The sequence below is a fragment of the Mycobacterium sp. NTMscope_Eco_3 genome, assembly GCF_976985685.1.
In genome coordinates, this window is sequence record NZ_CDRJYZ010000001.1 from 716,810 (window position 1) to 729,105 (window position 12,296).

General features: G+C 68.9%; 12 protein-coding genes. 4 read left to right on the forward strand and 8 right to left on the reverse strand.

Features of this window, described 5'->3' with window-relative positions; translation table 11 throughout:
* Positions 1-24: 24 nt before the first annotated feature.
* Both AC0KTM_RS03495 and AC0KTM_RS03500 read right to left on the reverse strand, forming a co-directional pair.
* The gene (locus AC0KTM_RS03495; RefSeq protein WP_225329612.1) at positions 25-1,095 is read right to left on the reverse strand and encodes a patatin-like phospholipase family protein; all 1,071 of its coding nucleotides are present in this window, start codon (positions 1,093-1,095) and stop codon (positions 25-27) included.
* A gap of 98 nt (positions 1,096-1,193) precedes the next feature.
* The gene (locus AC0KTM_RS03500; protein ID WP_472414967.1) at positions 1,194-1,646 is read right to left on the reverse strand and encodes a lipoprotein LpqV; all 453 of its coding nucleotides are present in this window, start codon (positions 1,644-1,646) and stop codon (positions 1,194-1,196) included.
* A 115-nt stretch (positions 1,647-1,761) separates the two neighbouring features.
* Here AC0KTM_RS03500 and AC0KTM_RS03505 point away from each other — a divergent pair, with 115 nt between their 5' ends.
* Positions 1,762-2,379, forward strand: a complete 618-nt coding sequence (locus AC0KTM_RS03505; RefSeq protein WP_225329614.1) for a cupin domain-containing protein — start codon at positions 1,762-1,764, stop codon at positions 2,377-2,379.
* Positions 2,376-2,813 carry a rhodanese-like domain-containing protein gene (locus AC0KTM_RS03510; protein ID WP_238958203.1) on the forward strand — a complete coding sequence of 146 codons (438 nt, stop codon included), beginning with the start codon at positions 2,376-2,378 and terminating at the stop codon, positions 2,811-2,813. Before AC0KTM_RS03505 ends, AC0KTM_RS03510 begins: the two co-directional genes overlap by 4 nt.
* A gap of 311 nt (positions 2,814-3,124) precedes the next feature.
* Here the strand turns inward: AC0KTM_RS03510 and AC0KTM_RS03515 are convergent, their stop codons facing one another.
* The 4 genes from AC0KTM_RS03515 to AC0KTM_RS03530 form a co-directional block, all read right to left on the reverse strand.
* Positions 3,125-3,742 carry a TetR/AcrR family transcriptional regulator gene (locus tag AC0KTM_RS03515; protein ID WP_225329622.1) on the reverse strand — a complete coding sequence of 206 codons (618 nt, stop codon included), beginning with the start codon at positions 3,740-3,742 and terminating at the stop codon, positions 3,125-3,127.
* Between the two features lie 102 nt (positions 3,743-3,844).
* Complete coding sequence (locus AC0KTM_RS03520; protein ID WP_225329616.1) at positions 3,845-5,629, reverse strand: alpha/beta hydrolase; 1,785 nt, start codon at positions 5,627-5,629, stop codon at positions 3,845-3,847.
* Positions 5,630-5,638: 9 nt separating this feature from the next.
* The gene (locus tag AC0KTM_RS03525) at positions 5,639-6,430 is read right to left on the reverse strand and encodes an enoyl-CoA hydratase (RefSeq protein WP_225329617.1); all 792 of its coding nucleotides are present in this window, start codon (positions 6,428-6,430) and stop codon (positions 5,639-5,641) included.
* A 14-nt stretch (positions 6,431-6,444) separates the two neighbouring features.
* Positions 6,445-7,482, reverse strand: coding sequence for an enoyl-CoA hydratase/isomerase family protein (locus AC0KTM_RS03530; RefSeq protein WP_225329618.1), 1,038 nt, complete (start codon positions 7,480-7,482; stop codon positions 6,445-6,447).
* A 223-nt stretch (positions 7,483-7,705) separates the two neighbouring features.
* Between AC0KTM_RS03530 and AC0KTM_RS03535 the strand changes: the two genes are divergently transcribed.
* On the forward strand, positions 7,706-8,557 hold the full coding sequence (locus AC0KTM_RS03535; protein WP_225329619.1) for a Bax inhibitor-1/YccA family protein: 852 nt from the start codon (positions 7,706-7,708) through the stop codon (positions 8,555-8,557).
* 127 nt (positions 8,558-8,684) lie between these two features.
* Here the strand turns inward: AC0KTM_RS03535 and AC0KTM_RS03540 are convergent, their stop codons facing one another.
* On the reverse strand, positions 8,685-9,902 hold the full coding sequence (locus AC0KTM_RS03540) for an acetyl-CoA C-acetyltransferase (protein ID WP_225330498.1): 1,218 nt from the start codon (positions 9,900-9,902) through the stop codon (positions 8,685-8,687).
* 93 nt (positions 9,903-9,995) lie between these two features.
* The gene (locus AC0KTM_RS03545; RefSeq protein ID WP_472417369.1) at positions 9,996-10,958 is read right to left on the reverse strand and encodes an SGNH/GDSL hydrolase family protein; all 963 of its coding nucleotides are present in this window, start codon (positions 10,956-10,958) and stop codon (positions 9,996-9,998) included.
* A gap of 245 nt (positions 10,959-11,203) precedes the next feature.
* Between AC0KTM_RS03545 and AC0KTM_RS03550 the strand changes: the two genes are divergently transcribed.
* Entirely contained in the window at positions 11,204-12,271 is a 1,068-nt protein-coding gene (locus AC0KTM_RS03550) for an alpha/beta hydrolase (protein ID WP_472414968.1), read from the forward strand.
* The last annotated feature ends 25 nt before the right edge of the window (positions 12,272-12,296 follow it).

Here is a 12,296-nt window from a genome sequence, read left to right on the forward strand (position 1 = left end):
GCCGCGCAATACCTTTAGCGTGCCTTAGCGGTCGAGCGCGGGCGGGACGGCCTCGTCGCCCCCGGCTTCCAGCGAGTCCAGGGCGTCGTCGGCAAGCGCCCGGCCGGCGGCGATCACCTCCACCGCCCGGTGAAACTCCAAAGCCCGGCACGTCGACCGCGGAACCTCGATGAGCAGGTCGGGCGGGTAGACCGCCAGGGTATGGCGCGACAGCGCGGCCTGGGCGATGTCGATCGTCCGGTTCATCACCTCGAAGCTGCCCAACTTCGGCACGTCGGACACCGCGGCGGCCAGTTCGCCGGCGTCAACGTCGGCCGCGGGCTGCTGCTCATCGGGATGGTCCGGCCAGTCCTCCGGCTCGCCGCCGGGCCCACCCAGCCTGCTCAGCACCGCCCGGGCGGTCGGCCGGTCGAGCAGCGAGCGGGCGGCGGCCGTGTCGAGCAGCGCGGAGGTACTGCGCACCATGCGGGTCAACCATTCGACGGTGGCCCCCGGCTCGGCTTCGCGGGTGGTGATCGCCTCGCTGCCGGACAGGCTCACCGCGATGGTCAGGTCGGCGTTGACGGCCGAGAGCGGTGCCATCGGCAGCGGATCCAGGATCCCGCCGTCGGCCAAAAGCCGCCCGTCGACCGCGTGCGGCGCGATCACCCCCGGGATGGCGATGGACGCCCGGATCGCCTCGTCGAGCGGACCGCGCTGAAACCACACCGACTTGCCCGCCAACAGGTCGGTCGCCACCGCGGTGAAGGGGATCCGCAGGTCTTCGATGGCGACCGGGCCCAGGATGTCGCGCACCGCGTCCAGGATCTTCCCGGCCCGCATCACGCCCGCCGCGCTGATGGACGGGTCCAGCAGCCGCAGAATGGTCCGCTGGGTCAGGGACTTCGCCCACTCGGAGAACTCGTCGAGCCGTCCGGCCGCGTGCAGGCCGCCGACCAGCGCGCCCATCGACGAGCCGGAGATGCCGACGATGTCGTAGCCGCGTGCTCGCAGCGCCTCGATCACCCCGACGTGGGCGTAGCCGCGGGCGCCACCGCTGCCGAGCGCCAGTGCTACCCGAGTCGGTGCCGAGCGACGCGGAAGTTCGTCAGGCACCCCACCATTTTGCGCGGCGCGGGCCCTCGGTGGGCCGCGCGGGGACTTTTTTCAGCCGTGATCGTAATTACGGCGCGGGAAGGTTCGTGCGCGGGGCGTTACCCGCATTCGTCGTTGGCGGCCGCCCGCGCGGCGACGATCACGGCGGCCTGCCGGGCCGGGGTCAACGTCGACCAGGGGGCGTTCCAGCTGCCCGGGGTGCCCGATGGCGACGCCTGCAGCATCGCCAAATAGGGCTCGAACAGCGATGCACCCGTCTTGGGCTGGCCGTCCATCCACACTTTTGCGGCGTGACAGGCCTGGTAGTACTCCTCCTCGGTCGAGTGCGCGGGGACATCGACCCTGGTCGTCACGCCGCCGGGGGACACGCCGATGGCGTCCGCCGGCGCCGAACCCGGGCCGCCGGCGACGTCCGATTGCCGCGCCGACGAGGCCGGCGCACCGTGATGGTCGCCGTGCGAGCAGCCCACGACCGCCACCAGGACGGCGACCACGGGGGCCGCGGCCACCACCGCGCCCAGCCGCCGGGGTCGACCACCGCGCCAGCGCACGGTCTCAATCTATGCAACACTGGCGGCCGTGATGGAGCGCTTCGGATTTTGCGAGTGTTGTCGGCCGTAACACGCCGCCGCCTGTCCGATCCTTTTTCGCTCTGGAGTTCTCCCCATGTCTGTGTCCCTCGCCGGGGCTGCGCCCGTCGCCGCCGCGGTCACGCACCCCCGAACCCACTCGTCGCCGTCGGCGGGCCCGACCCGGCTGCGCGTCCCCGACCTTCTGCACGCCACCGACCGCGCCGCCGACGCCGTGCTCAGCGGCCGCTGCGATCACCTGCTGCCCGAGGGCGGCATCCCCGAGTCGCAGCGCTGGTTCACCCGCATCCACGGCGACGAGGAACTCGACGTCTGGCTGATCAGCTGGGTGCCCGGCCATCCGACCGAGTTGCACGACCACGGCGGGTCGCTGGGCGCGTTGACCGTCGTGTCCGGCTCACTCAACGAATACCGTTGGGACGGAAGGGCTTTGCGCCGCCGTCGGCTGGATGCCGGAGATCAGGCCGGGTTCCCGCTGGGCTGGGTGCACGACGTGGTCTGGGCGCCGCGGCCCGTCACCGTGCCGGTCACGGGGCTGCCGGGCGCGAGCGCCGCGCCGGCGCAGCAGCCGACCCTGAGCGTGCACGCTTACTCGCCGCCCCTGTCCGCGATGTCCTACTACGACATCACCGATCGCAACACGTTGCGCCGGCAACGCACCGAACTGACCGACGAGCCGGAAGGATCTTCGTGAGCCGCATCGACGTCGTCCTGAGGTCCGCCCGGCGCCGGTATCGCCGCCTGCCCGCCGCCGAAGTGCCCGACGCGCTGCGGCGCGGCGCGGTGCTCGTCGACATCCGGCCCGAGGCGCAGCGCCTCCGCGAGGGCGAGGTACCCGGCGCGCTGGTGATCGAACGCAACGTCCTGGAGTGGCGCTGCGACCCCACCAGCGAGGCCAAACTGCCCGAGGCCGTCGGCGACGACGTCGAATGGGTGATCGTGTGCTCGGAGGGCTACACGTCGAGCCTGGCCGCGGCCGCGCTGCTGGACATCGGCCTGCACCGCGCCACCGACGTCATCGGCGGCTATCACGCGTTGGCCGGCGCCGGCGTGCTCACCCAACTGGCCGGCGGTGCGACCAACGCCGCGTTGGTGGACACGGGTGCCGGCGGCCGCCGCTGGATCTAGCCGCCGTGAGTCGTTGACTCGTTTGGCGGTAGTGGCGACGGATCCCGGCGTCAGGGAACGCGCGAAACTAGTTAACGGCAACCCCGACGGGTGATTCGACACCGGCCGCGGGAACGCATGCGGTCGCGGTTACAGCGGTGATGGCGAGGACCGTCGCGACAACGATTTTCGCGGCCAAGCGTGACATGAGGACTCCGTTCGTCGGCCCCCTGGCAGAACTGTAGAGGGACCGCTGGCAAATTTCAATAGTGATTGAATTAGCGGGATGGTTCGTGTGGCATGTCGGCGTGACCGCAGAGTTTCTCGGCGGGTTATCGCGACGCCAGGTGTAGCCCCAGCTCGTCGGCGGGCGCGGTGAGGAATCGATGCACTGCTGGCCCCACCAATCCGACCACCTCATCGACCGCGAGCTCTGACAGTGGCGGCACACGCATGACGTACCGCAGCATTCCAGTGCCGACGAGGTTGGTCGCCGCCAGCGTCGCCCGCAGACGCGCCTCATCTCCACCGCCCAGAGCGCCGGACACCGCGCTGAGCAGATAGTCGTGCAGGAACCCGCGAAACGCGTCGTTGGCGTCGCCGTTCGACGTCGCCGACTGCACCATCGACGCCATGCTCGCGGCCGTGTCGGGCTGCTCCCAGATGCCAAGGTAGGCCCGCACTACGCGGCAGCCCAGATCGTCGTCTTTCTGCGCGATCTCACTCGTCAGCAGGTCAGACGGCAGCACCAACTTCATCGACTCGCGAAACAACGCCGCCTTGGAGCCGAAGAGATAGAGCACCATCGAGGGATCTACCCGCGCATCGTCGGCGATCGCGCGCAGCGTCGTCTTGTCGTAACCATGCGCGGCGAACTGCCGCTTCGCCGCGCGAAGGACCGCGTCGCGCGATACCGGTTCGCCTTGGCGTCTACCGCGCCGCTTCTGCATTTCCCCAGGTGGCGACACGTGCGAACGATATCATTTCAACAGTTAGTGAAAAGGCTGGCCGACGCCTGAGCCGACGTCCCTGCCGGTTCCCGGCCCACCCGGCTAGTCGCCGGCGTGCAGCAGCGGCCGCAGCCGGGCCGTCTTCTCCGGCGTCCACCCGGGCGGCGACAGCACCGCCGCCCACCCGTCGGCGACGTCGGCGACGTAGCGGTGGCCGTGGCCGTCGGGGACGTCCACCGCGACGGCCATGTCGGCCGACACCTGTAGGAATGTGACGACCGGGATCCAGCGCGTCTGGGGCAGCACGTCATAGCCGCGCCGCTCGCGCAACCAGTCGGGCTTGCTGAACACCAGGTCCGGGGTCCACCAGGCGATCGGGTCCGAGGCGTGCTGCAGATAGACCACCCGCGGGTGGTCCCACGGTTCCTTGGGGCGCGCCAGGTTGCCCGCGCGGGCCACGAAGCGGACGTAGCGGCCGTCGTCGTAGATCGGCAGCCACTCGGGGGAGCCGGGGTCACGCGTCGAGGTCAGATCGGTCCAGATGGTGTTTTGGAACGTCGGCCCGCTGAACAGGGCGCCGTCGGTGCGGGCGAGCACGTTGTTCAGGCTCATGAAGGACGCCTCGCCGCCGAACGAGCCGAGGCTCTCACCGAACACCACCAGCTTGGGGCGTTGCCCTTCCGGCATCTGCCGGATCAGGCGGTCGACGGCCTCGAACAGCGCCTGGCCGGCGTGCCGGGCGTTCTCCTTGTCCACCAGAAACGACAGCCAGCTCGGCAGGAACGAATACTGCATGGTGACGATCGCGGTGTTGCCGTTGTACATGTACTCGAGCGCGCTGGCCTCCGCCTCGTTGATCCAGCCGGTGCCGGTGGTGGTCGCGACCGCGACGACGGCGCGCCGCAGCCCGCCGGTGCGCTGCAGCTCGCGCGCGGTGAGCTCGGCGGTCGCGGTGATGCCGTCGGCGGAGTTCAGCCCGGCGTAGGCGCGGATCGGTTCGGTCGCCGGGGCGCCGTTGAACTTGGTCAGGTCGTCGAGCTTGGGACCGCCCTCGATGAAGACGCGCCCTTGATGGCCAAGGGATTCCCATGACACCAGCGACTCGGGACCGCCGGAACGCAGCGGGGTCTTCGGCGGCGCGCTGTCCGGGTTCATCTCGTTGTTGGTCGCGGCGAAGGTGTTGTTCATGGTGCGCATCGCGAACTTGAGCACGACGCCGTTGAGCACGGTGATGGTCAGCACGACCAATACGACGACCACGATGGTTGCCGAGAGCCGAAACGGTACGAACCGGTCCACCTGATTGACCAGGAAGCGGACCAACCACCGGGTGAACTGACCTATCTCGACCGCCGTGAACAGCACGACCAGCGATAAGACTCCCGACAGCGGGTAGTCGTACCACTGCAGATGCGCTACGCCCATCAGGTCGCGCACGTCGTCCTGCCACACGTGGAACCAGATCGCCATGAGTACCTGGCCGACCACGCCGATCGGGATCAAGACCTTCCATGCCCAGCGCGGCGGCGGCGGGCTGTCATCCTTTTCCCGCATGAACCGCACCAACCAGACCGAAAAGACGCCCAGCCCATAGCCGATGGCGCCGGAGAGCCCGCTGACCAGCCCCTGGAACAACGGGCCGCGCGGCAGCAGCGAGGGGGTCAGCGAAAGCCAGATGAAGATCAGGCCGACCGTGGTGCCGGTGAACGTGTAATGTCGTACCCACCAAGGCTTTTCGGTCCACGGCAGGGTGGGCGCGGCGCGCCCGGCCCGCGGTGCGGGCGCCGGTACGGGTGCGGCTTCGGGGCCGGCGCTCGCCGACTCCTCGGCGTCGTCCGCCGGCAAGGCGGCGGCGTCGATGTTCGTCGCGGAGCCCGGTTCGCTCATGGAGGCGTCCTAGCGGTGGGTGAAGTTCGGCGCGCGCTTCTCGACGAAGGCCGCCATCCCCTCGGACTGGTCCTCGGTCGCGAAGGTCGAGTGGAACAGCCTGCGCTCGTAGAGAAGTCCCTCGGCCAGCGTGGATTCGAACGCACGGTTGACGGCCTCTTTGGCCATCCTGGCCGCCGACCGCGACATCCGCGAAATGGTGGTCGCGACGGCCTTGGCCTCGGTCAGCAGATCGTCGGCGGGCACCACGCGTGAAACCAGGCCGCTGCGTTCGGCTTCGGCCGCGTCGATGGTGCGCCCGGTCAGGATGAGGTCCATGGCCTTGGCCTTGCCGATGGCGCGGGTCAGGCGCTGCGAGCCGCCCATGCCGGGCAGCACACCGAGTTTGATCTCGGGCTGGCCGAATTTCGCTGTGTCGGCGGCGATCAGCACGTCGCACATCATGGCCAGTTCGCAGCCGCCGCCCAGCGCGTGCCCGGCCACGGCGGCGATCGTCGGGGTGCGGACGTCGGCGAGTTTGCCCCAGGGGGCGAAGAAGTCGGCGCCGAAGGCATCGGCGAACGTCAGGTCGGCCATCTCCTTGATGTCGGCGCCGGCGGCGAACGCCTTGGCCGAGCCGGTGATGATGATGGCCCCGATGCCGGGGTCGTCATCGAAATCCGCTGCCGCACTGGTGACCTCGTTCATCACCTGGGTATTCAGCGCGTTGAGGGCCTTCGGCCGGTTCAGGGTGATGATGCCGACACGCTCATCGCGCTCGACGAGGATGGTCTCGTAGTTCTTGGAGGGTGCGCCCGTCATTCCAAACCGCCTTTCTAGAAACTCAGGTCGTCGTCGACCGGGGCGAAGTACGCCTCGACGTCGGCTGCCGTGACGGCGGCCAGCTGCGCCGGCGACCACGTCGGATTGCGATCCTTGTCGATCAGCTGGGCGCGAATGCCCTCGACCAGGTCGTGTGAGCGCAACGACGCCGAGGACACCCGATAGTCCTGAACGAGAACGTCTTTGAGCGTTTGCAGCTTGGCCGCGCGGCGTACCGCCTCCAGCGTCACCGACAACGCGATGGGGGAGCGGGTGGCGATCAGGTTGGCGGCATCGTTCGCCGGGCCCGCGTCGTGGCCCCGAAGGGCCGCGACGATGTCCTCCACGGTGTCACGCGCGAAGCAGTCGTCGATCCAATCACGTTGTGCCGCAAGTTCGCTCGGTGGCGGTTCGACGGTGTATTTGGCGAGCGCGTTCTCGACGCCGTCGCTGACGATGGCCCGGCGGAACGCCTCGACGTCCCCGTGCGGCAGGTAGTGGTCGGCGAAGCCCATGGCGATGGCGTCGGCTCCGGAAAACGGCGCCCCGGTCAGCGCGGCGTGCAGGCCCAGCCCGCCGGGCGCGCGCGAGAGCAGGTAAACCCCGCCGACGTCCGGGATGAAGCCGATGCCGACCTCCGGCATGGCGATCTTGGAGGTGTCGGTCACCACCCGGGTGTTCGCGTGCGCGCTGACGCCCACGCCGCCACCCATCACGATGCCGTCCATCACCGCGACGTACGGCTTGGGGAACTCCGCGATGCGGGCGTTGAGCAGATATTCGTCGCGCCAGAAGCGTCGCGCCTCGACGCCGTCCTTGCGTGCGCTGTGGTAGATCGACACCACGTCGCCGCCCGCGCACAGTCCGCGTTCACCGGCGCCGGACAGCACCACCGCGCGCACCGCGTCGTCGTCCGCCCAGCCGGTGAGGATGGCGGTTAGATCGTCCACCATCTGCTGGTTCAGCGAGTTGATCGCCTTGGGGCGGTTGAGCGTGATCAAGCCGACGCTCCCGTCAACCTCGGTGAGAACCTCATCGGATCCGTCGGTCACGCAGCCTCCCTCGAGCCGGTCCAGCCTCGAGGAAGAAATCTAGATCGTCGCGACCGGCCCGGTATGCGCGGGTAAGGGTTATCTTTAACGCGACGGCAACGGCGTAGGCCTTCCTAGGCGCTAGACCTCCACAAAATGCCCAGCTCGGCTGGGAACCAGCGTGGGCCGCTGATCGTTGAGAGTGTGTTCGCACAGCTCGAAGCCAATAAGAGAGGATCCGACGGTGCGGGAGACAAGCAACCCGGTATTTCGTTCGCTGCCTAAGCAGAGGGGCGGATACGCGCAATTCGGCACTGGCGCGGCCCCCATGCAGGGCTACCAGGCCGACCCCTATGCGGCTCCCTACCAGGCTCCGTACCAGGAGACCAGGGCTTCGCGTCCGCTGACCATCGACGACGTCGTCACCAAGACCGGCATCACGCTGGCCGTGCTGGCGGCCACGGCCGTGGTCTCCTACTTCTTGGTGGTGTCGAACCTCGCGCTCGCGATGCCGCTGACCATGATCGGCGCGCTGGGCGGGCTGGGCCTGGTGCTGGTCGCGACCTTCGGTCGCAAGCAGGACAGCCCGGCGATCGTGCTCAGCTACGCCGTCCTCGAGGGCCTGTTCCTGGGCGCGATTTCGTTCGTGTTCGCCCACTTCTCGGTGTCGAACGCCAACGCCGGCGTCCTGATCGGGGAGGCCGTGATGGGCACCTTCGGGGTGTTCTTCGGCATGTTGGTGGTCTACAAGACCGGTGCCATTCGGGTCACGCCCAAGTTCACCCGCATGGTGGTCGCCGCGCTGTTCGGCGTGCTGGCCCTGATGCTGGGCAACTTCGTGCTGGCCCTGTTCGGTGTCGGCGGCGGCGCCGGCCTGGGCCTGCGCAGCGGCGGCCCGCTGGCGATCATCTTCTCGCTGGTGTTAATCGGCATCGCGGCGTTCAGCTTCCTGATCGACTTCGACGCGGCCGACCAGATGGTCCGCGCCGGTGCACCGGACAAGGCGGCGTGGGGCATCGCGCTGGGCCTGACCGTCACGCTGGTCTGGCTGTACCTCGAGATCCTGCGTCTGCTCAGCTATCTACAAAACGATTAGCTCTGCCACACAAAAAACCGGCACGCCGATGGGCGTGCCGGTTTTTTGTGCGCGAGAGTGCAACTGTCGACGCCTGCACTCGGTCGGAAAACGAGTCGCTAGTTGCACTCTCGCGAGTGTGAACGGCTCAGCTCAGTCGCTCGATCACCATCGCCATGCCTTGGCCGCCGCCGACGCACATGGTCTCCAGACCGAACGTCTTGTCGTGCGTCTGCAGGTTGTTGAGCAGCGTGGTGGCAATGCGGGCGCCGGTCATGCCGAACGGGTGGCCCAGCGCGATCGCTCCACCGGACACGTTCAGCTTGTCCTCGTCGATGCCCAGCTCGCGGGCCGAACCCAGCACCTGGACGGCGAACGCCTCGTTGATCTCGAACAGGTCGATGTCGCCGACGGACAGCTTGGCCCGCGCCAGCGCCTTCTTGGTCGCCTCGATCGGGCCCAGGCCCATGATCTCCGGCGAAAGGCCGCTGACCCCGGTGGACACGATCCGCGCCAGCGGCGTGAGGCCGAGCTCCTTGGCCTTGGTGTCGCTGGTGATCACCACCGCGGCCGCGCCGTCGTTGAGCGGGCAGGCGTTGCCGGCCGTCACGGTGCCGTTGGGCCGGAACACCGGCTTGAGCTGGCTGATCTTCTCGTACGTGGTGCCGGGGCGGGGGCCGTCATCGGTGCTCACCGTGGTGCCGTCGGGCAGGGTCACCGGGGCGATCTCCCGCTCGAAGAACCCGCTCTTGATCGCTTCCTCGGCGCGGTTCTGGCTGCGCACTCCCCAGTGGTCCTGGTCTTCGCGGCTGATGCCGGTCAGCAGGGCGACGTTTTCGGCGGTCTGCCCCATGGCGATGTAGACGTCGGGCAGGTTGTTGTCGGCGCGGGGGTCGTGCCACTCGTCGGCGCCTTCGGCCGCGGCGGCGGAGCGCTCCTGGGCCTCACCGAACAGCGAGTTCTTGGTGTCCGGCCACGAGTCGGCGCTGCCCTTGGCGAAGCGGGACACGGTTTCCACGCCGGCCGAGATGAACGCGTCGCCCTCACCGGCCTTGATCGCGTGGAACGCCATCCGGGAGGTCTGCAGCGACGACGAGCAGTACCGGTTGACGGTGGTGCCCGGCAGGAAGTCGAAGCCGAGCTCCACGGCGATGACCCGCGCCAGGTTGTAGCCGGATTCGCCGGCGGGCTGCCCGCAGCCCAGGATCAGGTCGTCGATCTGGTGCGGGTTCAGGGCGGGCACCTTGTCCAGCGCGGCCCGCACGATCTGAACGGTCAGGTCGTCGGGGCGCATGTTGACCAGCGACCCCTTCATCGCGCGGCCGATCGGCGAGCGAGCAGTGGAGACAATGACGGCTTCAGGCATGGTGGTTCCCTTCAGATCCCTGCAGATCCCACAGATGGGGCTGGCTCGCTTCACCATCGGGCGGCGGGTCCACCCCGACGGGCGAAGACAAATCTAGTCGCTGCCGACCTCGGGGCACGAAGACGGGGCAGGTCCGGGTGCCGGACGCCGCCACAGCCGCGACATCACGCTGGCCCGCGTGTGGCGCTGCCCGAGGACCGGCGCCGCCGCGGGCACCGGCGGGCCCAGCGGCGGGCGTTCCACCTTCTCGCCCAGCGCGTCGCACAGGGCGAGCAGCAGCGCGTCGGCGGCCAGCGCATAGGCCGGCGCCGACGGGTGGTAGCCGTCGGCGGAGAACATCGCGTCGGGCGTGGCCCGGAACTGCGGCGCCATCAGCTGCGCCAGCGGTACCGGCACGCCGCCGGCCGAGCGGACCGCCGCGGTCTGCGCGCGGGCGAGTTGCAGGCACCGCTCGTGCGCGAGCGAACGCAGCGGTTGCGGAATCGCGCTGATGAACCCCAGATCCGGGCAGGTGCCGACGATCACCACGGCGCCCCGGGCGCGCAGCTTGCGCACGACCAACGCCAGCCGTTGCGCCGACTGGCTCACCCCGTTCAGCGCGGTCACGTCGTTGGCGCCGACCATGATCACCGCCACGTCCGGCGGCGGGCCGGCCACGAACATCGCGTCGACTTGGCCGCACACGCCCTTCGAGGTGGCGCCGACGATGGCCTTGGTGCTCAACCGGATTCGCTTGCCGGTCTGCTCGGCGAGGCCCCGCGCGATCCGCACCCCCGGAACCTCGTCGGCGCTCATGCAGCCGTAACCGGCGGCGGTCGAATCGCCGAAGATCATCAGGTGCAGGTCGGCCGCCATGCCGCGGCGCCACCGTTCCACGGGCCCGCCGCCCCGCGCGTACACGCCGTCGGCGCGGGGTGGGATGTCCCACGCCTTGGGGATGATGGTGCGCGCGTGCGACGCCTGGCCGACCAACAGACTGCGCGCCCCCAGGTAGGCGGTTCCTGTCGAGGCCAGCGCGCCTGCAGTGGCCAGGGCGATCGCCGAACGGCGTGGCACCCGAATGGTCACGCACTCAAGTTTAGGGCCGCTGCCGAGTTTGCGCGGCCGGTGCGAAAAAACGAACTGGTCACGGTGCGAAGCAAAACTGGTATCAAATCAGCAATTTCATACGTTGCACTAAGCAACGGCTGTCAAGCTGAGAACAAGGGGATGGCTGAGCGCCTTGGCAAACGGCTGAACCAGACGCTCAGCAGCCTCGTCACATGCTGTATCGCACTACAACGGCGTAGGAAGTGTTGAGCATGACCGCACCTAGCAAGGTATCGGGGTCGCGTGAGAGCACCGTTCGTGCCCATGATGTCCTCAAGGCCCGTCGCGCCCAGACGCGCAAATTCGCGATCAGCGACGGCGCGCCCGTCGAGGTCCTCGAATCCGGCCCCAGCGTTGCTGCGCGATTGGCCAACCTGACGTCACGGCTGACGATCCGGCCGATCCTGACCGTCGGCAGCCACGTCCCCAACCTGCCGTGGCCGTGGGGTCTCATCGACCTCAGCGCCCGGGTGCTGATCCCGGCGTCGGCCACCGTCCGCGAGACGGTGCAGCTGCCGCACGCCTCGGCGCAGCTGGTGCGCGCGCCCGGGGTGTTGCCCGCCGACGGCAGCCGCCGGGTCGTCGTGTACCTCCACGGCGGCGCGTTTTTGACCTGCGGGGCGAACTCCCACGGCAGGCTCGTCGAAACCCTCTCGAAGTTCGCCGACTCACCCGTGTTGGTGGTCAATTACCGTCTGCTACCCAAGAATTCGGTCGGCATGGCGATCGAGGATTGCCGCGATGCCTACCGATGGCTGCGGCGGCGCGGCTACCAGCCCGACCAGATCGTGCTGGCCGGCGACTCCGCGGGCGGCTACCTGGCCCTCACGCTGGCGCAGCGCCTGCAGGAGGAGGGTGAGGAGCCTGCGGCGCTGGTGGCGATCTCGCCGCTGCTGCAGCTGGCGAAGGAACCCAAGCAGGCCCACCCCAACATCGACACCGACGCGATGTTCTCCGCCGGGGCGTTCGACGCCCTCGCCGAGCTGGTTGCCGCCGCGGCCGGGAAGAACAAAGTCGACGGCAAACCCGAAGAGATCTACGAACCGCTGGAACACATCAAGCCCGGCCTGCCGCGCACGCTGATTCACGTGTCGGGCTCCGAGGTGTTGCTGCACGATGCGCGGTTGGCGGCGAGCAGGCTGGCCGCGGTCGGCGTGCCGGCCGAGGTGCGGGTGTGGCCGGGGCAGATCCACGACTTCCAGCTGGCCGCGCCGATGGTGCCGGAGGCCGTGCGCTCGCTGGGTCAGATCGGCGACTACATCCGCGAGGCCACCGAGTAGCCGGGCGCGTTCGCGCAGCGCAGTT

Excerpts from the sequence above, each read along its gene's own strand:
- AC0KTM_RS03505 (WP_225329614.1), top strand. The coding sequence starts at position 1,762 with ATGTCTGTGTCCCTCGCCGGGGCTGCGCCCGTCGCCGCCGCGGTCACG.
- AC0KTM_RS03515 (WP_225329622.1), bottom strand. The coding sequence starts at position 3,742 with ATGCAGAAGCGGCGCGGTAGACGCCAAGGCGAACCGGTATCGCGCGAC.
- AC0KTM_RS03520 (WP_225329616.1), bottom strand. The coding sequence starts at position 5,629 with ATGAGCGAACCGGGCTCCGCGACGAACATCGACGCCGCCGCCTTGCCG.
- AC0KTM_RS03525 (WP_225329617.1), bottom strand. The coding sequence starts at position 6,430 with ATGACGGGCGCACCCTCCAAGAACTACGAGACCATCCTCGTCGAGCGC.
- AC0KTM_RS03540 (WP_225330498.1), bottom strand. The coding sequence starts at position 9,902 with ATGCCTGAAGCCGTCATTGTCTCCACTGCTCGCTCGCCGATCGGCCGC.
- AC0KTM_RS03550 (WP_472414968.1), top strand. The coding sequence starts at position 11,204 with ATGACCGCACCTAGCAAGGTATCGGGGTCGCGTGAGAGCACCGTTCGT.